The organism is Paenibacillus sp. NPDC101420 (assembly GCF_050277435.1).
GTDB lineage: Bacteria > Bacillota > Bacilli > Paenibacillales > Paenibacillaceae > Paenibacillus_AQ.
On the sequence record NZ_JBNNSE010000005.1, the window covers coordinates 273,445 to 296,423 of the forward strand.

The 22,979-nt window shown below is 47.4% G+C and carries 21 protein-coding genes; 8 read left to right on the forward strand and 13 right to left on the reverse strand.

Annotated elements, in window-relative coordinates; genetic code table 11:
• From efeB to nagA, 6 genes are all read left to right on the forward strand, one after another.
• The gene (efeB, locus tag ACQKMP_RS21700; protein ID WP_081951199.1) at positions 1-1,332 is read left to right on the forward strand and encodes an iron uptake transporter deferrochelatase/peroxidase subunit; all 1,332 of its coding nucleotides are present in this window, start codon (positions 1-3) and stop codon (positions 1,330-1,332) included.
• Positions 1,333-1,390: 58 nt separating this feature from the next.
• Positions 1,391-3,190, forward strand: coding sequence for an FTR1 family iron permease (locus ACQKMP_RS21705; RefSeq protein ID WP_427471003.1), 1,800 nt, complete (start codon positions 1,391-1,393; stop codon positions 3,188-3,190).
• Between the two features lie 290 nt (positions 3,191-3,480).
• A complete protein-coding gene (locus ACQKMP_RS21710) occupies positions 3,481-4,458 on the forward strand; it encodes a LacI family DNA-binding transcriptional regulator (protein WP_427471005.1) in 978 nt (325 codons plus the stop codon).
• 237 nt (positions 4,459-4,695) lie between these two features.
• Positions 4,696-5,574, forward strand: a complete 879-nt coding sequence (locus ACQKMP_RS21715; protein WP_042191459.1) for a MurR/RpiR family transcriptional regulator — start codon at positions 4,696-4,698, stop codon at positions 5,572-5,574.
• Entirely contained in the window at positions 5,574-6,302 is a 729-nt protein-coding gene (gene nagB / locus ACQKMP_RS21720; protein WP_042191461.1) for a glucosamine-6-phosphate deaminase, read from the forward strand. The genes ACQKMP_RS21715 and nagB overlap by 1 nt, the downstream gene beginning before the upstream one ends.
• Positions 6,290-7,477 carry an N-acetylglucosamine-6-phosphate deacetylase gene (nagA, locus tag ACQKMP_RS21725; RefSeq protein ID WP_042191463.1) on the forward strand — a complete coding sequence of 396 codons (1,188 nt, stop codon included), beginning with the start codon at positions 6,290-6,292 and terminating at the stop codon, positions 7,475-7,477. Before nagB ends, nagA begins: the two co-directional genes overlap by 13 nt.
• A gap of 89 nt (positions 7,478-7,566) precedes the next feature.
• Here the strand turns inward: nagA and ACQKMP_RS21730 are convergent, their stop codons facing one another.
• Positions 7,567-8,670, reverse strand: coding sequence for a YhcN/YlaJ family sporulation lipoprotein (locus ACQKMP_RS21730; RefSeq protein ID WP_052404405.1), 1,104 nt, complete (start codon positions 8,668-8,670; stop codon positions 7,567-7,569).
• A 201-nt stretch (positions 8,671-8,871) separates the two neighbouring features.
• Between ACQKMP_RS21730 and ACQKMP_RS21735 the strand changes: the two genes are divergently transcribed.
• Positions 8,872-9,942 carry a glycosyltransferase family 4 protein gene (locus tag ACQKMP_RS21735; RefSeq protein ID WP_042191464.1) on the forward strand — a complete coding sequence of 357 codons (1,071 nt, stop codon included), beginning with the start codon at positions 8,872-8,874 and terminating at the stop codon, positions 9,940-9,942.
• A gap of 66 nt (positions 9,943-10,008) precedes the next feature.
• On the opposite strand, the gene ACQKMP_RS21740 is transcribed toward ACQKMP_RS21735, so the two are convergent.
• From ACQKMP_RS21740 to ACQKMP_RS21795, 12 genes are all read right to left on the reverse strand, one after another.
• Positions 10,009-11,049: a glycosyltransferase family 4 protein gene (locus tag ACQKMP_RS21740; RefSeq protein ID WP_427471009.1), complete on the reverse strand. Its 1,041-nt coding sequence runs from the start codon at positions 11,047-11,049 to the stop codon at positions 10,009-10,011.
• Positions 11,046-11,768, reverse strand: a complete 723-nt coding sequence (locus ACQKMP_RS21745) for a glycosyltransferase (RefSeq protein ID WP_427471011.1) — start codon at positions 11,766-11,768, stop codon at positions 11,046-11,048. The genes ACQKMP_RS21740 and ACQKMP_RS21745 overlap by 4 nt, the downstream gene beginning before the upstream one ends.
• Before the next feature lie 31 nt (positions 11,769-11,799).
• Positions 11,800-12,375 carry a class I SAM-dependent methyltransferase gene (locus tag ACQKMP_RS21750; protein ID WP_042191470.1) on the reverse strand — a complete coding sequence of 192 codons (576 nt, stop codon included), beginning with the start codon at positions 12,373-12,375 and terminating at the stop codon, positions 11,800-11,802.
• Between the two features lie 7 nt (positions 12,376-12,382).
• Positions 12,383-13,099: a glycosyltransferase gene (locus tag ACQKMP_RS21755; RefSeq protein ID WP_042191472.1), complete on the reverse strand. Its 717-nt coding sequence runs from the start codon at positions 13,097-13,099 to the stop codon at positions 12,383-12,385.
• On the reverse strand, positions 13,096-14,079 hold the full coding sequence (locus ACQKMP_RS21760; RefSeq protein ID WP_042191474.1) for an NAD-dependent epimerase/dehydratase family protein: 984 nt from the start codon (positions 14,077-14,079) through the stop codon (positions 13,096-13,098). The genes ACQKMP_RS21755 and ACQKMP_RS21760 overlap by 4 nt, the downstream gene beginning before the upstream one ends.
• Positions 14,076-14,915, reverse strand: coding sequence for a dTDP-4-dehydrorhamnose reductase family protein (locus tag ACQKMP_RS21765; protein WP_042191477.1), 840 nt, complete (start codon positions 14,913-14,915; stop codon positions 14,076-14,078). Before ACQKMP_RS21765 ends, ACQKMP_RS21760 begins: the two co-directional genes overlap by 4 nt.
• Positions 14,912-15,898 carry a polysaccharide biosynthesis protein gene (locus ACQKMP_RS21770; RefSeq protein ID WP_042191479.1) on the reverse strand — a complete coding sequence of 329 codons (987 nt, stop codon included), beginning with the start codon at positions 15,896-15,898 and terminating at the stop codon, positions 14,912-14,914. The genes ACQKMP_RS21765 and ACQKMP_RS21770 overlap by 4 nt, the downstream gene beginning before the upstream one ends.
• Complete coding sequence (gene wecB, locus ACQKMP_RS21775; protein WP_042191481.1) at positions 15,888-16,982, reverse strand: non-hydrolyzing UDP-N-acetylglucosamine 2-epimerase; 1,095 nt, start codon at positions 16,980-16,982, stop codon at positions 15,888-15,890. The genes ACQKMP_RS21770 and wecB overlap by 11 nt, the downstream gene beginning before the upstream one ends.
• 4 nt (positions 16,983-16,986) lie before the next feature.
• Positions 16,987-17,457, reverse strand: a complete 471-nt coding sequence (locus tag ACQKMP_RS21780) for a hypothetical protein (protein WP_427471015.1) — start codon at positions 17,455-17,457, stop codon at positions 16,987-16,989.
• Positions 17,458-17,670: 213 nt separating this feature from the next.
• Positions 17,671-19,134, reverse strand: a complete 1,464-nt coding sequence (locus tag ACQKMP_RS21785) for a glycosyltransferase family 4 protein (protein WP_339243388.1) — start codon at positions 19,132-19,134, stop codon at positions 17,671-17,673.
• A 381-nt stretch (positions 19,135-19,515) separates the two neighbouring features.
• Entirely contained in the window at positions 19,516-20,631 is a 1,116-nt protein-coding gene (locus ACQKMP_RS21790) for a CgeB family protein (RefSeq protein ID WP_042194464.1), read from the reverse strand.
• Positions 20,632-20,682: 51 nt separating this feature from the next.
• Entirely contained in the window at positions 20,683-21,699 is a 1,017-nt protein-coding gene (locus tag ACQKMP_RS21795; RefSeq protein WP_081383023.1) for a CgeB family protein, read from the reverse strand.
• Between the two features lie 514 nt (positions 21,700-22,213).
• Between ACQKMP_RS21795 and ACQKMP_RS21800 the strand changes: the two genes are divergently transcribed.
• Positions 22,214-22,975 carry an AAA family ATPase gene (locus ACQKMP_RS21800; protein WP_149644975.1) on the forward strand — a complete coding sequence of 254 codons (762 nt, stop codon included), beginning with the start codon at positions 22,214-22,216 and terminating at the stop codon, positions 22,973-22,975.
• Positions 22,976-22,979: the final 4 nt, after the last annotated feature.

The window sequence follows — 22,979 nt, forward strand, 5'->3', positions numbered from 1 at the left end:
ATGAATAAGCAAAATAGATCTACCGGTGTACCAGTGAATGCAGAGGGTGCCCCTCTCAATGGAGAAACCAAGAGCAATCTTATATTAGATAAAAAACTAAGCCGCCGCGATATGCTGCGGCTTACTGGCGCCACTAGCCTTGGTCTATTATTAGGTGGTGGAGGTGTTGGTGGAATTATGGCTGCGCGTAATGCCGTAGCTGAGCCAACAGCAGCCTCCGATGCTGATTCCATTCCTTTTTACGGGAGTCATCAGGCCGGCATTCTAACCCCTGCGCAAAATTTTATTTACTTCGCAGCCTTTGATCTGACCACAACGAAGCTATCCGATGTAAAAAAGCTAATGCAAGCATGGACAACTGCCGCAGCTTCTCTTACTACTGGCAGCCTCATTGGCAACGTCAATGACAACCCTAATCTCCCACCTTCCGATACAGGTGAAGTGGATGGTTTAAACCCTTCACGCTGTACGCTTACCTTTGGTGTCGGCCCTTCTTTTTTTGACAACAGATTCGGTTTATCTTCCAAGCGTCCAACCCTATTAGCCGACCTTCCAGCATTTACGGGAGACAAACTGGATCCTAAGTGGTGTGGTGGAGATATTTGTGTCCAAGCATGTGCTGATGATCTGCAGGTGGCCTTCCATGCCATCCGAAATCTGGCACGTATCGCCCGTGGTACAGCCGTACTCCGCTGGACACAGGAGGGCTTCCAGCGCACAGGAACAGCAGATCCTAAGGGAGCGACGCCGCGTAATCTTCTAGGTTTTAAAGACGGCACAGGAAATCCAAATACTACGAACGAAGCAGAAATGAACGAAGTGGTCTGGAACAGCAGCAGTGACGGTCCTTCATGGATGAGCGGCGGCACTTATATGGCAGTTCGCCGTGTACGTTTCCGAATTGAGGTCTGGGACCGTTCCTCTCTGAGCGATCAAGAAGCCACCTTCGGCCGTTATCGTCATAACGGAGCACCTATCGGTGCAAAGGATGAATTCGATGATCTGAATCTGAAAGCGGCTGATGCTTCCGGGAAGCCCGTCATTCCGCCGGATTCACATTCTGCCTTAGCGCATGGTGACGGCACCGTCAAAATGCTGCGCCGCTCCTACTCCATTTCCAGCGGATTAGATATCGCAACAGGTCAACTCGATGCAGGATTATTATTCATCAGCTTTCAACGGGATTTAATGAAGCAATTTGTTGCGATCCAGCAGCGCCTCTCGAAAAGTGATCGGCTAAACGAATATATGACGCATACAGGCAGTGCGGTATTTGCCTGCTTCCCAGGTATTCGCCAAGGCGGCTACATCGGGGAAGCACTTTTAGGCTAAGCCAGCTCTAATTTTCCAATCGAATGTTCCTGTCCATTATTGAAAGGGGATTATCCCGATGTACTCTCTTAATAAACGGCTGCTATCGAAGGCAGCCGTAATGATTCTGTTTAGCATCATATGTATACTGATGCTATCTAACCCGGCGGGGGCGAAGGGTGATGGCTCGGTCGACGAGCTGCTGCCGCCTGTCGGCAGCGCGCTCGTCGAAGCCGGCCAGAGCCGCTGGGACGCGGCCGCCGCCGATGTAGAAGCGTTCGCTGCGCTGTGGCGCACCGCGAACGCGAACACGCCGGACCCGGCACTTGCCGGTCCGGCTGCCGCCGTTGACGCCGCGCTTGCAGACGCGGCGGCGGCCCTTGCGGCGGGCGAAGGTGCGCCCGCCAAAACGGCACTGTCCACGCTCGCAAGAAGCGTGGACGCGTATGTCACCGCCGCCTCCGGCACGGACGGCGGTGACACAGGAGCCGCCGGTCAGGAGACGGCGGCGAAGCTGTTGCCCGCGGCGGAGCGCACGCGGGATGCGGTGCGCAGCGCCGACTGGAGCGCGGCAGCGGCAGCGTACCGCGACATCGTCAGCGGATGGAAGCCGGCAGAGCGCAACATCCGGGCCGACAATTCCGCCGTCTACAGCTTGCTGGAGACGAAGATCAGCCTGTTGCGCATCGCGCTGCAGGCAGAACCGCTCCGCGAGGAGTCGGCGAAATCAGAAGCAGAAGCCTTATATCAGCTGCTTGCTGATTACAGTGAAGGCAAAGCAATAGATGCTGGGGATACTTCCGGTAAACCAGCATCTATTGAAGGACTGATCAGCCATCTCAACAAAGCTTCTTCCACCGCCAAAGCAGGCAACAGCGCAGAAGCAGCTAATATCATGGAGCAATTCATCGTAGATTGGCCCTCTGCTGAAGGACAAGTACAGATCGCATCTCCAGCGGTATATACCAATATTGAGAACGAAAGTGCAGCAGTCACTGGCTATCTGCTCTCTAATCCACCTAAGCTAGATCAAGCCTTAAAGATCATGGATAATATGGTCACTGAGCTGACTCCTTTGGCTGGAGAGACAACCTATAATGCTTGGGATGCTGCGCTAATTCTTCTGCGTGAAGGACTGGAGGCGATTCTCGTATTGTCTGCCCTTCTTGCCTACCTGAAACGTGATGGGAACACAAAAGCACAGAAATGGATTTGGTCTGGCGCAGCTGTAGGACTTGTAGCGAGTATCGGATTAGCCGTTCTACTCACCTATACCATTTCCCGCGCGGCATCTGGTGGAGCGCGCGAGATGATTGAAGGCATCACAGGTCTTGTAGCCGTCATTATGATGCTTACCATTGGACGCTGGCTGCATAGTAAATCAAATACCGCAAATTGGAACAACTATGTTGGACGGCAAGTGGATGGAGCATTAGCCAAGGGCAATCTCTGGTCTTTATCCTCCGTAGCAGCGCTTGCGATTTTACGTGAAGGAGCAGAAACCACCATTTTTTATGTAGGGATGGCCCCTTCCATTAAAGTGTCTCAATTGCTGCTAGGGATCGGTAGTGCTCTAGCCATTCTAGCAATTGTAGGTTACGCAATTATTGCCTTAAGTGCGAAATTGCCGATTGCTGCCTTCTTCCGTACAGCTACACTTCTTATTTACTATTTAGTATTTCGCTTTCTTGGAGAGAGCATTCACTCCCTTCAAGTCGCAGGGAAACTACCCGCACATGTACAGGATGGATTACCTTCTATTAGCTGGCTCGGGATGTATCCAACTTGGGAAACTTTAGTGCCTCAGATGCTTGTCCTTGCGTTTATTGTGTGGGAGATGCTACGCAATAGAGCACCAAAAGCGTCACAAACTGTATAGCTACAAAGAAAAAAACGGTTGTCATCTTTTAACGATGACAGCCGTTTTTTGTAGATTTTAAATGAAGCCGATCCTCGGACCTTTACATTAGAAATGAAACTAGATGTACCGGTCCGTCACGCCCGTTAGGTTACGCCGGTTTAGTCCGGTAATCCCTTGCAACTACAGTCTAATTTATGAAATGGATTCCATAGCAAGCTTTTTATTTGCAAAGTAATTTACGGACGATATGATAGAATAAAAAGACTAGACACTACACACAAACACCAAAGGGAGGCTGTTGTTCTCGAATGGCTAATATAAAAGAAATCGCCCGTATGGCTGGTGTTTCCGTGACAACGGTCTCGCGAGTACTCAATAATCATCCTTATGTAAGTGAAACCAAACGAACCGCTGTTTTAAATACGATTGAAAAGTTAAACTACACGCGTAATATGAATGCCGTGCATCTAATTACCGGCCGTACCCACGCCATTGCCGTTATTATCCCTAATATCAACATTTTTTATTTTTCTGTAATTATTGAAGGCTTAGCCCAAGAAGCGTTGCTAGCGCAATACCGCTTGATTCTGTGCCAGACCGATTACCGCCATGAAGAAGAACTCAAGGTACTGGAGATGCTGCGCAACAAAGAAATTGACGGCGTGGTAATTGTATCTACGAGAATGAGCTCAGAAGTCATTGATGAATATACAGCATATGGCCCGATAGTCATCTGCCAAGATAGAGGTGAACGCCGCTTCTCTTCTGTGTATATCGAACATTATTCCGCTTTTCGCTCCGGCCTGCAGTACTTGCATGATAAGGGGTATGAACAGATAGGTTACTGTGAAGGCAGACAACATGGCAGCAGTAGTTCTATCCGGCAAATTGCCTTTAGTGACTTTCTAGGCGCTACAGGCCAGCCTTTTCAGGAAGAATGGATGATGTATAACTGTATGAATGAAGAGGACGGTGGACGTGTACTGCACCAACTGCTGAAAATGAAGAACCGGCCTAATGCCCTAATTATTTCAGGCGATCATGTGGCAGCCGGTCTAATCATCGAAGCGTGGAAGAACGGTATCCGTATTCCTGAGGATCTGGCCGTCATCGGATTTGACGACCAGCCGATCGGACGACTTTTAGGTCTAACCACCATAGATAACCAGTTACCCGAAATGGGCGTTACAGCTTTTCGGATCATCTATGATCAGATCCAAAATAATGATAGTCATCCTGTACACCGTAAGCTTGAGTATCGCATTATTGAACGTTCTACGGTATAGCACGTTTCAGGTATTGTTCAAAAACGGTCCACCTCGCAGTCTTCTGTGAGTGGGCCGTTTTTATTTAATATAGAAGAGAGACTAATAATTCTCGCATATTATCCTTCTTGTATTCATTTTTACCCCTTGCATCCGAATAGATTTTGTTTTATTCTGAGTATGAAAATAATTTTCTTATTTGAAGAAGTAATTTTAAAAATAATTTTAAAAAGTTACATTAGAAGTCGAGGTGGATTGATGTCCCCAATTTTATATGCACTTGAGCATGAAAAGTCCAAGCTGTCTCAAATGGAGCGCAAGCTGGCGGAACGGATCCTGTCATCACCAGGTGAAATCGTTCATATGGGCATCACAGAACTCGCGGAGCAATGCGGTATTAGTCCTGCTACTATCACACGTTTTTGTAAGGTTCTACATTTTAAAGGCTTCCCAGATTTCAAAGTAAAGCTGGCGGCTGAAATTGCTCATAGCGATGCAGCGCCTCAGGATGGCGGTTCTTCTTATCAGGATATCGTTGCAGGTAACCCGCTTTCCGTAATTGTGGAAGCGATGCAAACGAACCACCTGACATCCATCCGGGATACTACTTCACTCCTAGATCTGGAACGATTACAAGCAGCCGTTAATTTATTGTGCCAAGCACGGCGAGTGGATCTTTACGGGATGGCGACTTCCTCCATTGTCGCACAAGATTTCTATCAGAAGCTGATCCGCATTGGCGTGAATTGCACCGCTTTCGCTGATTCCCATATGCAGATTACATCTGCCTCTTCGCTATCTGAAGGCGATGTCGTATTCGCAGTATCGTATTCCGGAGAAACCCCAGAGACCATTGATGCTTTAACTTGTGCCAAAGCCAGCGGAGCAAGCACCATCGCTCTAACCTCTTACGGCAGCAGCACCTTGGCAACTCTGGCTGATATTCCACTCTTCTCCTCTTCTCTGGAAAAAGGAATGCGCCGAGGAGATATGGCTTCACGTATTGCCCAGCTACACATCATTGATATTTTGTTTACTGGAATGGTCAGCACCCGTTTTGGGGATTTTATTCCTAGACTGGAGCAATCTTATTTGAATGTCCAACATTACCGAAACAAACGAGGAGGTCAATCTTAATGAATATTCTTAAGTTCAATAGTGATGAAGATTTTGTACAAACGGGTGCGAATCTTATCGCCAGCCTGCTTCAAAGCAATCCAAAAGCGGTGCTCGGTCTAGCGACCGGAAGTTCCCCAGTTGGTGTTTATGCCAAATTGGTTGAAATGCACCAAAAAGGACTTGTAAGCTTCTCGAAAGCCACTTCCTTCAATTTGGATGAGTATATCGGATTGCCTGTTGATCACCCGCAGAGCTATCGCAGTTTCATGAACGAGCAATTATTCAATCATATTGATATTGATCCAGGACAGACACATATCCCTAACGGCAATGCAGCAGATATGGAAGCGGAGTGCCTCGCATACGACAAAATGCTGGAAGAGAACGGACCGGTTGACTTGCAGATCCTCGGGATTGGAAGCAACGGTCATATCGGTTTCAATGAACCAGATACCAATCTGAGCAGCAAAACCCATGTCGTTGATTTGCTTGAAGACACACGGGAAGCAAATGCCAGATTCTTCGACTCTTTGGACGATGTACCTCGGCAAGCAATAACCATGGGCATCGGAGGCATTCTCAAAGCTCGCCAGATTCTATTGTTAGTACGCGGTGCTGGCAAAGCTGAAGCCATCCGGAATGCCGTTGAAGGTCCGATTACTACCCAATGCCCTGCATCTTTACTGCAGAGCCATCCGAATGTAATCGTCCTTGTAGATGAAGGAGCAGGAAAATGGCTGAAATAAATAAAGAACCAGGAAAATTACTGTTTGGTAAGGTTCTGACTCCCCAAGGATTAATTGAGCATGGCGTGATTGCCGTATCAGGTGAGCAAATTCATTATGCCGGCGAGGCAGCATGGCTTCCAGAGGCTTACGCGCACTGGCCAGCTGATGGTCAAGCTTCGGAAGACCTGCTCATCCCTGGATTTGTAGATGTGCATGTACATGGTGGAGCTGGCCACGACTTTATGTATAGTGATGCTGAATCTTTAAATACCATCACTAAATTTCACAGCTCCCAAGGCACAACTACCATGCTGGCTACGACTATGACTGCCTCTAAGCCAGCCATTGACCAAGTATTTGCTGAAATAAACGCATATCGCGCCACTGAGATGCCATACACACAAATCGCGGGCATGCATTTGGAAGGACCGTTCATCAGCCCGAAATGGTCCGGCGCTCAGAATCCTGAGCATATTGTTCTTGCCAATATTGAGTGGCTGGAACAATGGGAGAATGCTTATCCGGGCATGATCCGGCAAGTCACATTGGCTCCGGAACGCGAAGGTGCACTAGAAGCTATCCTCTGGCTACGTAAGCATGGTATTACCGCTGCTCTCGGTCACACCGATGCTTCCTTTGAAGAGGTTATTGCCGCGGCAGATGCCGGGTTAAATCAAGCCGTGCATATGTTTAATGCAATGACACCGCTACATCACCGCAAGCCTGGAACTGCTGGTGCTGTACTATTCGATAAACGCATACGTGCGGAGATCATCGCCGATGGCATACATGTTCATCCTGCAGCGATTTCTCTAGTGGCTAATCTAAAAAAAGATAACAATTTGTTATTAATTACAGATGCCATGTCTGCAACTGGTCTTAGTGATGGCGAATATACAATCGGTGATTTACCTGTGCTGGTTCAAGATGGCATCGCCACACTTAAAGATAACCCTGCCGCTTTGGCGGGTAGTACACTTACCATGATTCGTGGCTTCCGTTATCTCGTACAAGAAGTAGGGCTCACCTTAGAAGAAGCCTCACGTGCTGCAAGCCTTACTCCGGCGATATCCATTGGAATGGAGCGTTCCATCGGTACCTTGGAAGCCGGAAAACGTGGTGATATCCTGCGTCTTGACGCTGAATTGAATTTGCAAGGCGTATGGATTGGCGGTCGCCCAATTACCATTTAATAAGGTGGTTATATAATAAAAAAGCAACAATTCTCGCCACAAAGGTGAGGACTGTTGCTTTTTTTTGGTTTATAAAATCGAACTATTGATTAATAATTACGTGTTGGGAAAATTCGTTCAACCATCGTTCGGAATTCATCCACAAAACCCTTGATTGGATGACCCGCACGGGCCTCTTCTGCATAAACGTTAACACGCTCAACAAAGTCTGGGTTTGCTGATACATATACATCCTTAATCGTTGCATCATGTTTTTTAACTTCAGCAGCGATTTTCGCTTTAATTTCTTTAGTTACTGTATCTGTTTCTTTCATATTCATAGTGTTATTTGTATTGTTCATGTGAGTCGAATGAGTACTGTTCATGTGAGTCGAATTACTTCTGTAATTCGTACCATGCGTACTATTGGTGTAGTTTGGAGTGGTACTGCGAATACCCATTCCAGTCCCTAAACCATCTGTCATTCCTGTCCCGGTTCCGGTTGCATTTCTGGTTCCCAGGCCCATTCCGTTACCAATACCCATCCCCATATTGACATCACGTTTCGAACCGTTGCTATTCAGCAGAGGTCCATTATTATAAGTATGGGTTCTTGTCCCAGTCGTTCCAGTACCTGTTCCCAAACTTCCCATTCCGGTTGTTCCATTTCTGTGAGTACCCATGCCAAGTGTTGCAGGTCCAGTGCTTGTTGTACCAGGAACTGTATTCACAGTGCCTCTTAAGGTTCCGTTCGTTCCATTCGTTACGGCCCCTGTATCATTCATTCCATCGCGTCCTATTTTCACTCTTCCTGTACCCGACATTACTCCAGTCGGTCCATAATTGTGAGGAACTGTAGACGATTTGGCTCGATAAGATGTAGTACCTTTGGCTCGAAGACCAGTAGTTGTATCATGTAACGTTACAGCGACATACGCATTTTTACCTGCCAGCATTACGTTCGCAGTGCGAACTTCAGGCATAGCAGCAATACGATCAGCAAGCTCCTGACTGACCTCCATTTTTGTAATATTATGCGTACCCATTGTTCCTCCGCGCACGGAGTTTACACCGATACGTCCGTCATTTACCCCCCGGACACTATTAGTTTGCACATTAGTCTTTCCTGCCGTGTTCGTCCCACACCCTGTAATACTCACCAAGCCTAGAAGTAATGCGGCTGAGACTGACATGCTGATCTTGGATCGCATCATGAATTCATCCTCCATCTCTATTGTTGTATGTGTGCAGCGTAACAGTCGTTAGCATGACCTTCCGAAGAACAAGCTATCCTGAAAGGATTTGGAACTATGTCTGTTTACCGTCACCTGCGAATGCACATCGGCGTATCTTATAAACAGTAAGCCGTATTTCAACGAGTCGGTATTGCTCCGCAAAAGTCAGGAGGCACGTGCATGAAAGTTTTATTCACGTTTTATATACCGAGTGGCGGGGTGGAGACTTTAAATAAACTGCGGTGCGAGAGTCTCCAGCGTAATGGGATCGAATGTCATGTTTTATATCTAATGCCTGGTTCAGGAAGCCAGAATAAGGCTAACTTTCCGGTCTTCATTTCCTCTATAGATGAGGAGATTAAAGAAGTACTTGAGACACATAACTATGATGCCATTATTGTTACATCCGATTATTTATTGCTTAAGCGTCTGCGTGAGCTCGGTTATGGCGGTATTTTGATATACGAATCTCAAGGACTTGGAAAACGGAGTCATGCGGAAGATCTAATTAAAGACGCTATTCCTTATTTCCGCTCCTACTGTAATGCTGTCTTAATCCCACCAACGGATCATTTGCTGGAGCTGTTTATTGAAATCTGTCCATGGCTACATCGGTATGTCATTCCCAACATTGTTGATGTTCAGTCCTTCCAGCACATCCCTGCTGAGCCTCCCGCTGATCCGGTCATCGCTTGGGTCGGGCGTCTGGAAAGCAACAAAAATTGGCGCGAATATTTGAGAATTGCCCATCAAATTCGCCTTCACAAACCAAACCTTCATTTATGGATGTTTCATGATCCTGAACTAGCCACAGAGGATCAAAAGCAGCTCTTCCAAGAAGAATTGCAAACCTTAGGTCTAAATGACCGTCTGAGTACCTTTACCAATATTCCAAATCATGTGATGCCGATTTATTATTCCTCGATAGCCAATTCTGGTGGGTTTCTGTTATCCACCTCGGTTACAGAGGGATTTGGATATGCCGTTGCGGAAGCCATTTGCTGCACTTGTCCCGTACTTAGCACGGATTCCGACGGCGTTAGATCTTTTATTGTGCATAATATTTCAGGTAAATTTTATCCTCTTGGCAACATCCAAACGGCCGTCAATGAAGGGCTAGAGCTAATGAACAATATGCCAATGCGAAATGCACTCCGCCAGCAAGGAAGAAATTATATGGTTTCACGTTACGGTACGGAAAAATATGCGCAGTCTTTTCGTGAAATGATGAACTCCTTTGCCATCTTCTAACTGCAAAAGAACCTTCAAACCACTTTTTTTGTGGATTTGAAGGTTCTTTTATAATTTTGGGACATACTAAGATGGATTTCTTGATACAATCTCAAATAACATATTTTGAAATATTCGAGTACTTTTTTCCCAAGTGAAATCCTGTGAAACCTCTTCACCCTTACGAGCCAATCGACGGCGTAAAGACGGGTCTCTGATTAAGGTTATAATGTCATCTGCAAGCCGATTCTCAAACCGGTAGGACATTAAACAGTTATGACCATGTGTACAATATTCCTTATTCCCACCGGCGTAAACCGTAACGAGCGCTGCACCACAACGCATAGCCTCAATCCCTGGTAACGAACCTGTATCATACGTACTCGAACTTACAAAAATGTCGCTCTCACTATAGTGGAAACAAAGTTCTGTATCATTCGCTGGAGTTCTTACTTGGTAACGTTCGTCGTTCACTAGGGCTTGTAGCGTTGCAGATTCCGCTTGTTCTCCGGGAGGAGAAATTAAATATATTTCAACCTCTGGATGGTGGGCTTTAACCTTGTTTAATTGCTGAAGTAAATAATCCTGCTCACGGTGAGCTGAGAATCCGCCCTCTGGTTTGCGCATAATCGCGGAAATTACCAGCCTTTTATTACGATCACGGATTTTCGTATTTTTAAAAACAGGACCTACCCCGATCGGTATGATTCTCCCTTTAATCCCATGGTTCATCTGGACAATTCCTTGTTGCCAGTGTGATAGAACCAGTAGGTTAGGTGCAATATTATACGATGAAAAAGAACGGCTATTGTCAGGTAAAAAGGTAGGCTCATAACAAAGCGCCAATCGAACATGAATGCCTTTCCCCTCTTCACTTGCCCGCTGTGATACTTCGACTGTGGTATAGAAGTTGGAGATAATCACATCTCCTGCAGGAAAATCGCTTGCTGCCAGTTCTCCTTCTTGTGCATAGATCAGTTTACATTTCATCTCGTATTCTACGACACCATCACTGGGTAAGAGGATCGTCACTTCATGACCCATTTCTGTCAGACGATTAGCCAGCTCCGTGAGCATACGCTGCGCCCCGCCCCTAGTTAGAGTTAGAACAGGAAATATTAATTTCATTTCCCTCTCTCCTTTTGCAACAAGCGTGATAGAACCCGGCGATGTCTTGCTTGTACCTGCTCAATCTCCTTTTTCTGCTCCTCTTTGTGAATCACTGAGCCCATTTCGTTATGAACTCGGTAATCAAGCAGCGGTTCCTCTATATAAGACCATGTATAATACGGCAAAATACGCAGCCATAGATCATAATCTTGTGTATACAACAATTTCTCATTAAATTTCCCTACTGTGCGGAAGATATCCATATGGAGAAGAACCGTACTTCCATTCACCGGGCAGCCTAACATCATGATCTCAATAAACTGTGCCCTGCTGTCAAAAATCATACTTATCGTCTCTGAAATCCGCCCACCCTGCTCGTTTACATAATAATAGGCTGTATAATTAAACAAAGTATCTGTGCTCTTGAGCATTTGCATCTGGCGATTGATTTTATTCGGATGAAATAAATCGTCAGCACTTAGCCAGGCAAAATAAGTTCCGGTAGCCACTCCTATACCTTTGTTTAGCGCGGAGGCGGTTCCTCCATTGCTTTTTCGTATATAAATAATCTTATCCTTGAAGGGCTCAAGCTTCTCCATCCAAAGAGTAGATCCATCATCGATTACAATGATCTCTATGTTCGAATAACTTTGTTCCAAGACGCTTTGGATGGCGAGATCCACATATGGACAGTTATAAAAAGGAATGATCACCGACACTTTAGGTTCTTCACTCATGCGCTCACCTCCTTCACCTGAAGCTCGCTCTTTATACTGTTTTGCAAGCCAATAAGGCATCTACCGGAGCATGGCCTTCACCATACGCCTCACGAAACGATGGATTTTGAGCATGATGAAAGCCTTTAAGTACAGTTACAGCATATCCCAGCTCCATAAAGTCCTCGGGCTCCCATCCGCTCCGATGCTTTTGATAATGTTCTCCTTGCAAGTGATAATGGTCCGTTCCCTCCTGCGGAAAAAAACCCCGAGGTGTAAACACGACTACACGATTATAGGCGATTCTCTCGGCCATCCCGAGTAATCTCTGTCCTTCCTTCCTTTCAAAGTGTTCTATGGAATCGATAAAAGTGACTGCCGAGAACGTCTTAGGAAGAAATAATTTATCCATATGACTAGCATCACCATGCACTGGAATAATGTGAGGTGATTTATATTCACGATGCAGTAGGTAAGGTCTGTGAATTTCTAGTCCCAGGACAACTGCGGCTTCATACCGTTCAAGCAGGGTACCGGTGCCACTGCCGATATCCAGTATACTTTCACAGAATTTCAACTGCTCCAATAAGATTGGTAGAAAGTCATTCACTTTAATTTCCCGGTACATAACCTTCTTACCCCCCCATCGAAGAGATCAAGTGTTGGAGCGGACCCTTGTAGCGAGCGTTGGTTGCAGCTGCCTCTGCCATAATGACATCGTAATACTTAAGCGTCCCCATCCCTTCATGATTACGGTAAGCGGTGAGTGACTGATTCAGCATCACAGGTGCATACCCGTTCAGAATTGCGCGGTACCATAAATCATAGTCATGTGTATAGGGAAGTGATTCATCAAAAAGCCCAATCGCTCCAAATACCTCTCGTTTGAACATCACCGTGCAGCCATTAATAGGGTTCCCCTGTAAAAAACAACGTAAATAATCGAGGTGACTAGGAAACAATAACGATGCGTTCATCTGAACTAGTTGAGATTGAGCGTTAATAAAATTGAAGTTGGTATAAGAGATGAAAAGGTTGTTCTGCTCCATGAACAGCACCTGATTATTGATTTTGTCTCGGTAGAATAAGTCATCTGAGCTGAGCCAGGCCACATAGTCTCCGCTTGCATGCAAGATGCCGTGATTCAGTGCGGAGGCAGTCCCTCCGTTACTTTTTCCCAAATAATGAATTCGCGGAAAATACGGTCTAATCAAATCTGTATGAACAGTCGAGCCGTCATCGACGACGATGATCTCGTATGGCTCCCAAGACTGTGAAAGCACACTTTGCAAGGCATGCTCTATATAAGGACAGTTATAAAAAGGAATCACTACCGATACTTTCGGTCTCATAACATCCGTCCTTCCCAGTTCACGCGGCAATAGTCCAAAATATCTGTTAAGGACTGACTAAACTCAATTCCCGGCTTCCAGCCCAGTGAAGATACATTGTCTTCAGGTGTTGCAGAGGCATCTGAAGTTATTAGTTTATCCCCCGCCACTCCGTTAACCGGAATAGAGAGAGCAGCTTGTGCTGGTCCCCAGTCCATCGGAATTGAAGCACTGGAGCGGCTTATCAGTTGCTCCGCAATATCCCCAAGTTGCCGTTGTGTCCCTGAGTCGATTTGATAAATGGTTCCATTAGTACCTTCGCGCAATATAAAGTCATAAGCTCTTACAGCATCGCGTACATCCAAAAAATCACGTAATGCATAGCGAGATGATAGTTTAAAGGGAGGGATTTCTTCGCCTGCATGTACTTCACTACGAACAATATGCTGTGCCAATAAAGAGCAGAAACCAGTAGAAGGACCGGGACCGATTAGGTTGCAGGGCTCAGCCAGCAGAACGGGCTGTTTAAACAGCGTCCCCCAAGCCAGAGACACCAGCTCTTCTATTGTTTTGCTGAGGCTATATGGGTGTGGGGGTCCTGCCACCACACCCGGTTTGAATTTAAGTCGCGAGCCTGCTACAAGAATTCGACTGGTAGGTAGACTTCGCATAGCTTCTAACAAATATAACGTTGCCATCACATTCGTCTCCATAAAGAGCAAAGGGTTACGCCAAGACTCGGGCACCGAGTTGTTTCCTGCCAAATGAAGGACAGCCTCCGGTGTAGTTTCCTTGATCATCTCAGCTACGGCCTTCCGATTGCTTAAATCACAGTAATAAACCTTCACTCCTTCTGGAAATAAAGCGGAAGCCAGGGCACCCGCTGTGGATGGCGGACGCACCACAGCAGTAACCTCAGCGCCTCCTGCCAAGAACAAATGAACGGCATGTCGACCGGTGAATCCGGCAGCCCCGGTAATCAGTAGTTTTTGACCTTTCATGGGGACATCTCTGACTGTTTCATCCAGTCAGCCAGTTCTTGCAGCATCAATGGGTACGAAGGCAACGGCAAATTAACATCCGTTCTTGTATTCACTAATGTTCGATCTTGAACATGTTCATCCTCAGGGATGATTTCCACATCCTCTTTATGAAAAGCAGCCTGAATATGCTGAAGCAGCTCATACTTACTTACCGGCTTCGGATGCGCTAAATGGATCAGCCCCGATACCGTGGAATCCAGCAGCGTATCCATTGCCTTAGCTAATTGGAGTGTAGTGACTCCGTTCCACATTACCCGGCGGTATCCTGACACTTGACCACGCTGTGCCAGAAACCAATCCATCAAACCAATGCCGTCTGGGCGGATTTCCGGACCAATAATCGAAGTCCGGATCGTAAGATGCCCAGGTTGCCGCACCTCGCCAAGACTTTTCGAAATCGCATAGACAGAGGTTCCATCAGGAACATCCTCTTCTGTGTACCCCCCGCGTGTTCCTTCAAACACGCAGTCGGTACTGATATGAATAAGTCTTGCATGAACAGCTTCCGCCATCCGCCACAAGTGGTGAGGAAGAAAGCCATTCACATGGTAAGCCCCTATTTTGTCACGTTCTGCGAATTGATTGAGTACCCCCATCGCATTAATGATGCAATGAGGGGAGACGATATCGACCAGCTTTTCTACTCCGGCTATATCGTTCGCATCTACATACAGCCCGCCAAGATCGCTCTTATCCCGGGTTGTATGGAAGACGTGATGCTTGCCCTGGCGGCGAAAATAATCCGCCAGCATATGCCCCGCCATACCGTTTCCACCAAGGATAAGCAGCTTCATTGCAGGAAACCTCCTCGAATCAAGATGCTTTTGATCTCTTCCTGATCCATTAGATTCGTCTCGGAGCTGAAACTATTAAAAGAGACATGAGGATAAGCGCTATAATGTGCCTTTAACTCTGGCATGTTCAGCGTAGGGAGAATCACTAGATACTGTTCATCGTAGACAACGGTTGTTAAGCTTTCGAAATCGCTCATTAGAATCTCGTGTATTTTCTCCCCCGGACGAATTCCGGTCTCGATAATACTTACATTCGGCTCTCCAGAGGCCTCGATTAACACCTCAGCCAGGTCGATAATCCGGCAAGTAGGCATCGTCATGACAAAGATTTCTCCACCTAAGCTAACCTCAGAAGCTTTAAACAACAACGTAATCGCATCGCGTAGTGTGAAAAAGAAGCGGGTCATTTTCATATCGGTAATACGTACCTGTCCCTTGTCCTTGATCTGCTTCATGAACAAATGTACTACGCTGCCGTTCGTTCCGAGCACATTACCTCCACGTACGGTTACAAAACGGGTGTTTGAGCCAATTAGATTGGCATAGACGAACAATTTTTCCCCAATCGCTTTGGTCATTCCATAGAAGTTCGACGGGTTTGCAGCCTTATCCGTAGAAATGTAAATGGCTTTCTCAACGCCATTCACAATGGCTGCTTCGATTACATTCTGAGTGCCTACAACATTGGTTTTGAGCGCTTCATACGGCTGATCCTCACAGACCGGAACATGTTTGAGCGCCGCCAAATGGAAGATATAATCAACGCCACGGCACGCGGCGATCAGCGCATCCTTGTCGCGGATATCACCAATGATAAAGCTGAGACGTTGATCCTCGAACTCCCGGCTCATCGCCACCTGAGCGGACTCACTGCGGGAGAATACGATGATTTCCTTAGGATTTTGCGGCAGAAGTTGCCTAATCAGCTCATGCCCCCAGGAACCGGTGCCGCCTGTGACCACAATCCGTTTATTATTGAACATGCAGGTTCCCTCCAAGCAAAAATTTAACTACCTTTACCGAAACATCCGGAGTCAAGTAACCTTCCGGAGCCTCCCAATCCCGACGGAGCGCCGCCATCAGCTTGACGCTACGTAGAATACTTTTCTGGTCAACACCTGACACCACGTTACTTCCGCAATCTACCGTTTCGGGACGCTCCGTTGTTCTGCGAATCGTAACGGTTGGTACTTTCATCAAGCAGCATTCCTCCTGTACGGTCCCACTATCGGTGATGGCACACAAGGCGTGCTGTTCCAAAAAAACAAAATCAAAAAATCCGAAGGGCTCATGAAATTCAACGAGAGGGTTCATTGGAAGAGAAAATTGCTCAGTTAGTTTGGAGCGAGTGCGAGGATGAATGCTGCATATTAAACGAATTCTAAAATGCTCAGCCACTGCGTTAAGACCTGACATAATTTGTACAAGGGACTCTGGATCATCTACATTCTCTGCACGATGTGCTGTTACAAGGAAATACTGCCCTGAGATAAGATTCAGCTGCTCCAGAATGCTGCTAGCCTGGATTTTCGATTCATAATGAGTCATGACCTCATGAATCGGATTTCCTGTTAACACAATACGTCTGCTTGGGAAGCCTTCGCTGATTAGATGTCTTTTACTCTGCTGTGTATATGGCATATTAATGGTCGAAACGGCATCTATGACACGGCGGTTTTTCTCTTCGGGCACTTTTAGGTCATAGCAACGGTTGCCTGCCTCCATATGCACCACCGGAATACCCATTCGTTCGGCCAAAATCGCGCATAACGCGCTATTCGTATCCCCCAGAAGTAAGACACGGTCTGGTTGTTCTTTTTGTAAAATGCTCTCTAGCCCTCCGAACATGGCGGCAAGCTGGCCGCCGAGTCCTGCTTGCTTATCCTGCAGCACATAATCCGGCGCCCGCAGTCCCAGCTCTGCAAAGAAAATGCCGCTGAGACTGGCGGTGAAGTTCTGGCCGGTATGCACTAGGATATGCCGCTCAGCATGTTCGTCGAGAAGCGGAATGATAACACTGAGGCGGATGATTTCAGGCCTCGTGCCTAAAATCGTCATGATCTTCATGAGTTCACTCCCCTGCCTGTTTGATGATGGTCTGACTTGACTCAGTCGGGTGGACTGAGACTGCTAAAAGCGCGGGTTGGGCTTTTAGCAGGATTGGTAGAATAGCAGATTGAGACAATCTGCGGGATTTATACCGCTCATTTGGCGGGTCCGGCTTGAATCGCGGCACTTTGCGGGATTTATACCGCACATTTGGCGGTTTCAGCTGGAATCGCAGCAATTTGCGGGATTTATACCGCTCATTTGGCGGTTCCGGCACGAATCGCGACAATCTGCGGGATTTATACCGCTCATTTGGCGGGTCCGGCTCGAATCGCGGCAATTTACGGGATTTATACCGTTCATTTGGTGGTTCCGGCTCGAATCGCGACAATTTGCGGGATTTATACCGCTTATTTGGCGGTTCCGGCTCGAATCGCGGCAATCTGCGGGATTTATACCGCTCTTTTCGCTCTTTTAGCCGAATTCGCGGCAATCTGGGGCATTTATACCCTTCTTTTCGCTCTTTTAGCCGGATTCGCGATAATCTGGGGCATTTATACCCCTCTTTTTGCACGTTTAACCGGATTCGCGACAATTTGGGGCATTTATACCCTTCTTTTCGCTCTTTTAGCCGAATTCGCGGCAATCTGGGGCATTTATACCCTTCTTTTCGCTCAGCTTGCCACCTTCGCGGCAAGCGAGGCACTTACGCAGCGCGCCGCCGCCCACCCCGGCGGGCTCGGCGGCGCTTGCCCCCGGCGGTGCTCCGCCGCCGGGCAGAACCCTTACGCCGCTTGCGAGCTGCGCGGCGCAAAACCAACGGGCGTCCGCTTCGCCGGCGCGCCCGGGCTTTGCCGCGTCGCTTGCGGGCGACGCGGCTCGGCAGGCCCTTGCTTCGCGGCAAAGCCGGCGACGCAGCGGGCAATTCAGGCAGGACAGCGGGTGGTTCCACCACGCTGTCAGCCTCGCGCACCGGCGGTGCGCTGCAATAGCGGAGGCTCCACATCTCCGCAAGACCCTGCAGGCGGCTCCGATAAGCCGCCGGACCATAAACGGCGTCGACTCGCTCCCGCGCTTGGGCGCCTATGGTTATCGCCAGTCCCGGCTGCGCCAGCATAACGTTGACTCTTTCGGCCAGCGCGGAAATGTCCGACGCGGGCACGAGATTTTCGCCGCAGCCTGCTGAGTGCAGGATTTCCCGCAAGCCCCCGGAGTCGTAAGCGACCACAGGCTTTCCAAAAGCCATTCCTTCCAAAGCGGTCATTCCAAAGCCTTCGCGGATCAGGCTGGGAACAACCAGCACATCCATAGCGCAATAAGCAGATGGAAGGCATTCAGCATAACCAACAAATTTAAATCGGGTATACAGACCCTCGAGCTTTACCTTGCGGACACAGCGATCATAGTAGCTTTTGTCACCAGCTGAACCTATGACAACAAATTTCGCACTAGGATGGACCGCGTACACTAGCACAGCCATTTTCACAAAATGTTCCAATCCTTTTTCCTTATTAATAAAGGAAGAAATATAACCGACCAGCTGCTCCTGCGGTTTAATCTTTAGCTCTCGCCGTCGTTCGCCCCGAAGCTTGCTCCAAGCCTCAATCATCATCTCTTTGTCATTCCAAGAAGGGGGAAGCTGAATCACTTTCTCCGCTCTTACTTCCTCTGGAAAGCAAGCTGCTGCCGTTTGTGAAATAGCCAGAATCTCATCACTATTCCGATGAATCAGTTCTACACTAATGGGTGTATATTCATTGTCTGTTATCGTCTCTGATATTTTCCATACCACCGGAATGCCCAGTGACTTGGCAGCCATTGCTGGCAAAGCATGCACACAGGTACTTGTAATAATAAACGCCGGGCGCAGTGAGGTCAGCCAGTCTGTTAACTCGTGATACTCCCTGCTTTCCTGGAATTTACGAGCATCTGCCTCGAGCCCTGCATAAGGAGTGTACATTCCATATAAAAGAGGAATCGAGAGCAACTGTACACTTATTCCGAAGCTTCGAGCCTGAGCAGTCAGCTTGCCGTCCTGTGGTGCAACGAGAATACAATTAAAGTACGGAGAAAGCTCCTGAGCGAAAAACAACAACAGCTTCTCCGCTCCGGTAATACTGCGTGTATTAGATACATGTGAAAAGAGGACGATTGTAGCTTTATCAGCCATGGCGTTTCGGCGCTCCCTAACGAGGGCCTGGAGCAGCCATTCACCTCCCTTAAAGTTTTACTAAGCGTTGCTCAAGTTTCTTACTTCGCAGTAAAACTCGCTTCGAAAGCATCCGCTTAGTTTTACGAAGCGTTGCTCAAGTTTCTTACTCCGTAGTAAAACTCGCTTCGGAAGCATTCGCTTAGCCTGAGCCTCGCCCTCTCAGCCCATAACCCACCTTCGCCTCCGCTCAGCTATCCAAGCCGCTCCATCAGCTTCTTTTCATCAGGTTACAGGCATACGCTGAGGTCCGGTTCTACAGTATATCGAGGAAAAACAGATGCCGGCACGACACCTGTCCCCTGCTAAGCGCACATTTCCATATCCAGTTTGGGCCAAAGTCTAGCCGTAGATTACTGTTAGCATCTGGTGAATACGTTTTGCGTAAGTGTGATCCTTGAGCGTCCGTTCAAAAGCGCGCAGCGCGATTGCCCGGCGTTCCTCCTCATGGGTTAAGTAATAACGGATCTTATCCATCATTTCCTGAGGACTCGCAAAGGTCACAATTTCTTCATCCGGTTTGTAGAAAGATCCCATATCATCTCTAGCATCTACTAATTGCAACGTGCCCGTTGCTGCAATTTCAAAGGTACGCGGATTAGGAGAAACGGCAGGAATCGAAAGCGTATTGTTATTAACCACTTCATCAATGTGCGAGCGGTGGAGGTTAATGACGATTTTGGAGCCGCTGTAAGCTACTGACGTCTCTTGTGGGGACATCCATTTGCCAATTTCAATACGGTCACCGTAGAGCGGGGCCTCAGGCAGACGATCCCACCAGATTCCGTTAATCACTGTGTTATAGTTCATTAAATCAGGAAGAATCTCACGGAAGAAGTTCACCCGGTTCCAATAGGCGGAGCCAATAAAGCTAACTTCCCGATTCACTGACGAACGTGTTGTAGTAGGACGGTAATGCTCCAGGTGAGCAGCAAAAGGAAGATAATGGACCTCAGGGCAACCAAGTCCCCGATAGAAATCAATACAATTACGTTCAAGTGTGAATACAAAATCGTAGTGAGCCACAATCTTGACCGTAAAGTCAGTGTAATAAGGATCATCAGTAAGCCAAATAGCTGTCCGAATGCCACTAGTGCGTAGAGCATCGATCTGCTCAAGAGGTAAATCCATACCGTCTAGCACCAATACCAGATCCGGTCTTTGCGCTGCAGCCAGCTCTACTAGATTTTGACGCACATCCGTAATTGTGACTTGAGCTGTTAATTTTTGTAGTGCGCAAAGAACCGCATCATCTAAAGGAGAATAAGGGTAGCCTTTGCCAGAAGCGACATACATGACATGAATATTCCGCACAGGAAATACTTCTTCAGATCGACCATTCAGGATCGCAAGGCGCCCCCGTAAATAGCCCTCATCATACCCCCCCTTAAAACCACTCAGACGACCACGCAGCTTTTCTTCCTCCGGAGGTGTAAGAGGTAATGGGGGGGTAGGCATAATAAATTCATTATTGTTCATAATCCTCGCTCCTTTATCCCGTTATAGATTTCATACACGTGAAGCAATTACATTCAGCAAATGAGGCAAACGCGCAGTGAATGTATGGTTTCGCATGGTAGTCCGTAATCCCCGTAAAGCATAGATTCGCCGCTCTTTTTCATGCTTCAAATAGTACTCAATCTTCTGCTGCAGTTCCTTAGCCGAGCCAAAAGTATCCAGATCATAACCAGGCCGATAATAATTTCCCAAATCCTCACGAACATCCGTAAGCTGCATAGTACCGCAGGCGCTGATCTCATAGGTGCGCGGATTAATGGAGCGTGAAGGAAGGCGGTAGCTATTCCGGTTATCCTGACCCTCTTCCCACGGGCGGTGAATATTAATGACTATTTTTGCGCCACTGTAGTAGTTGGCTGTCTCCTCAGGCGGGATAAAGCCATTACTGATAAAAGGTGTAAGTTGATCATAGGTTGCGAGGCGTTCCCAGAACCCCCCAGCGATAAGCACTTTTTTTCCCTTAAGATAAGGTGCCAGTTCGTCAAACAGCTCTGTCCGATTACGAAATGCATTACCAATAAATACAATGTCATACTGATATTGCGGGCCGGTACGCCGTGGGTAGAACATCTTTGGATTGACACACAGTGGCAAATAATGAACCGATGACACCCCAAGGGATTGATAAAACTCTACGCAACCCAGCTCATGTGTAAATACGTGATCATAATGCTTGCAAATGACTGAAGTGTCCTCTGTAAAATAAGGATCATCCACAAACCAAATGGCGGTTGGGATGCCTAGCTTTCTTATCTCCGAAATCTGTTCTAAATGATTTTCCGGGAATACATGAAGCCCATTCATCACTAGCACTGCCCCAGGCATTTCCCGTGCCGCGGTTTCCAGCATCGTTTCAGGAGTACTTATTACAAGCTCACTTACAAGCTGCTGCAGCGCCTCCGTTACGCCAGTGTCGATCGCCTGAAATCCTTGAGGAACATACATTAACTTAAATGGTCGGCAAGCTTCGACCCCTGGAGTATTCAGACGCTGCACAGCCTCACACATGCCAAGACGATATCCTTCGTGATAACCGTCGCGATATTCTCGCGGATGCTTGTGTTTTTTTCTCTTTCTCGCTTTCACGGCCTTCACCCTGCCCCGTCGTATTCTCAAGACAGTATAACTATATGCGGAGTCAGCACTCGCCTCATGGACATCTGTCTTTACTAGAACTAAATTGGCAGATGTCCCCTGTCTTTTGCCCGGCTTGCCCGAACCTTAGAAGATTTCATACACTTACAGGATGCTGGTATACTATAAGAGGTTGTTCAAAAAGTCCGCTTTTGATCACGAAGTAGCCCAAGAAGCTTACTCGACATCGAATATTGAATTCAGGCGAAACTTCCGGTGCTCACGTAGCTTTCACTACGCTCCGCTCCTCAGTTTCTACCTTCTTTCAATCTTCTCGGTGCTGAAAACCGTACTTTTAGAACACACACTATAAAGGTCTAGCTTGAGACTTACATCTCGTCATATCTGAGCGGAAATGATTATTTATGGCATTCACAAGGGGGACACTATGAATAACACCACGTTGTACTTGCGCCATGCAGAACTGCTTCGTGATCAGGTTCCATCATTCCAAACCTATCCATTTCATCTGCCAGCCGTAAGAACACTGGATCGGCTTATTTTTCAAAAGCCAGTAACCTTTCTTGTCGGGGAGAATGGCACAGGGAAATCTACATTGCTAGAGGGAATTGCTGCTGCGTGGGGCTTTAACCCTGAAGGTGGAACACTTAACTTCTCTTTTAACACTCGTTCCTCACATTCGAGTCTCTATGAGTATTTTAGAATTGCTAGAGGGGTTAGACGTCCGAAGGACGGCTTTTTTCTACGCGCGGAGAGCTATTATAATGTGGCTTCCTACATTGATGAATTAGATGAACAGCCTAGTTTTGGTCCACCAATCAAGAACTCCTATGGAGGCAAGTCTCTGCACGAGCAGTCTCACGGAGAGTCTTTTTTCGCAGCGTTCGTTCATCGTTTCGGAGGACGTGGTCTTTATATTCTCGATGAACCTGAAGCCGCTCTATCTCCTCTACGGCAAATGTCTCTGCTGGTGCGTATGCATGAGCTAGTGCAACAGGATTCACAGTTTATTATCGCGACCCATTCTCCCATTCTAATGTCCTATCCGGGAGCTGAGATTTTTCTTCTAGAAGGTGAGGGCATAAGGTCTGTCGCCTTGGAGGAAACAGAGCACTACACCGTGACCAAAGCATTTATGAATGACCGCCAGGGTATGCTGCGTGAGCTATTAGAGGATGAACAAGCATAAACAC

What these genes read in the sequence shown, in the direction of transcription:
- wecB (WP_042191481.1), bottom strand. Translation starts at nt 16,982, where the DNA reads ATGAAGATCATGACGATTTTAGGCACGAGGCCTGAAATCATCCGCCTC.
- ACQKMP_RS21755 (WP_042191472.1), bottom strand. Translation starts at nt 13,099, where the DNA reads ATGAGACCGAAAGTATCGGTAGTGATTCCTTTTTATAACTGTCCTTAT.
- ACQKMP_RS21735 (WP_042191464.1), top strand. Translation starts at nt 8,872, where the DNA reads ATGAAAGTTTTATTCACGTTTTATATACCGAGTGGCGGGGTGGAGACT.
- ACQKMP_RS21765 (WP_042191477.1), bottom strand. Translation starts at nt 14,915, where the DNA reads ATGAAGCTGCTTATCCTTGGTGGAAACGGTATGGCGGGGCATATGCTG.
- ACQKMP_RS21790 (WP_042194464.1), bottom strand. Translation starts at nt 20,631, where the DNA reads ATGCCTACCCCCCCATTACCTCTTACACCTCCGGAGGAAGAAAAGCTG.
- ACQKMP_RS21705 (WP_427471003.1), top strand. Translation starts at nt 1,391, where the DNA reads ATGTACTCTCTTAATAAACGGCTGCTATCGAAGGCAGCCGTAATGATT.
- nagB (WP_042191461.1), top strand. Translation starts at nt 5,574, where the DNA reads ATGAATATTCTTAAGTTCAATAGTGATGAAGATTTTGTACAAACGGGT.
- ACQKMP_RS21760 (WP_042191474.1), bottom strand. Translation starts at nt 14,079, where the DNA reads ATGAAAGGTCAAAAACTACTGATTACCGGGGCTGCCGGATTCACCGGT.
- ACQKMP_RS21800 (WP_149644975.1), top strand. Translation starts at nt 22,214, where the DNA reads ATGAATAACACCACGTTGTACTTGCGCCATGCAGAACTGCTTCGTGAT.
- ACQKMP_RS21740 (WP_427471009.1), bottom strand. Translation starts at nt 11,049, where the DNA reads ATGAAATTAATATTTCCTGTTCTAACTCTAACTAGGGGCGGGGCGCAG.
- ACQKMP_RS21795 (WP_081383023.1), bottom strand. Translation starts at nt 21,699, where the DNA reads ATGTGTGAGGCTGTGCAGCGTCTGAATACTCCAGGGGTCGAAGCTTGC.
- nagA (WP_042191463.1), top strand. Translation starts at nt 6,290, where the DNA reads ATGGCTGAAATAAATAAAGAACCAGGAAAATTACTGTTTGGTAAGGTT.
- ACQKMP_RS21710 (WP_427471005.1), top strand. Translation starts at nt 3,481, where the DNA reads ATGGCTAATATAAAAGAAATCGCCCGTATGGCTGGTGTTTCCGTGACA.
- ACQKMP_RS21770 (WP_042191479.1), bottom strand. Translation starts at nt 15,898, where the DNA reads ATGTTCAATAATAAACGGATTGTGGTCACAGGCGGCACCGGTTCCTGG.
- ACQKMP_RS21745 (WP_427471011.1), bottom strand. Translation starts at nt 11,768, where the DNA reads ATGAGTGAAGAACCTAAAGTGTCGGTGATCATTCCTTTTTATAACTGT.
- ACQKMP_RS21730 (WP_052404405.1), bottom strand. Translation starts at nt 8,670, where the DNA reads ATGATGCGATCCAAGATCAGCATGTCAGTCTCAGCCGCATTACTTCTA.
- ACQKMP_RS21750 (WP_042191470.1), bottom strand. Translation starts at nt 12,375, where the DNA reads ATGTACCGGGAAATTAAAGTGAATGACTTTCTACCAATCTTATTGGAG.
- ACQKMP_RS21785 (WP_339243388.1), bottom strand. Translation starts at nt 19,134, where the DNA reads ATGGCTGATAAAGCTACAATCGTCCTCTTTTCACATGTATCTAATACA.
- ACQKMP_RS21715 (WP_042191459.1), top strand. Translation starts at nt 4,696, where the DNA reads ATGTCCCCAATTTTATATGCACTTGAGCATGAAAAGTCCAAGCTGTCT.
- efeB (WP_081951199.1), top strand. Translation starts at nt 1, where the DNA reads ATGAATAAGCAAAATAGATCTACCGGTGTACCAGTGAATGCAGAGGGT.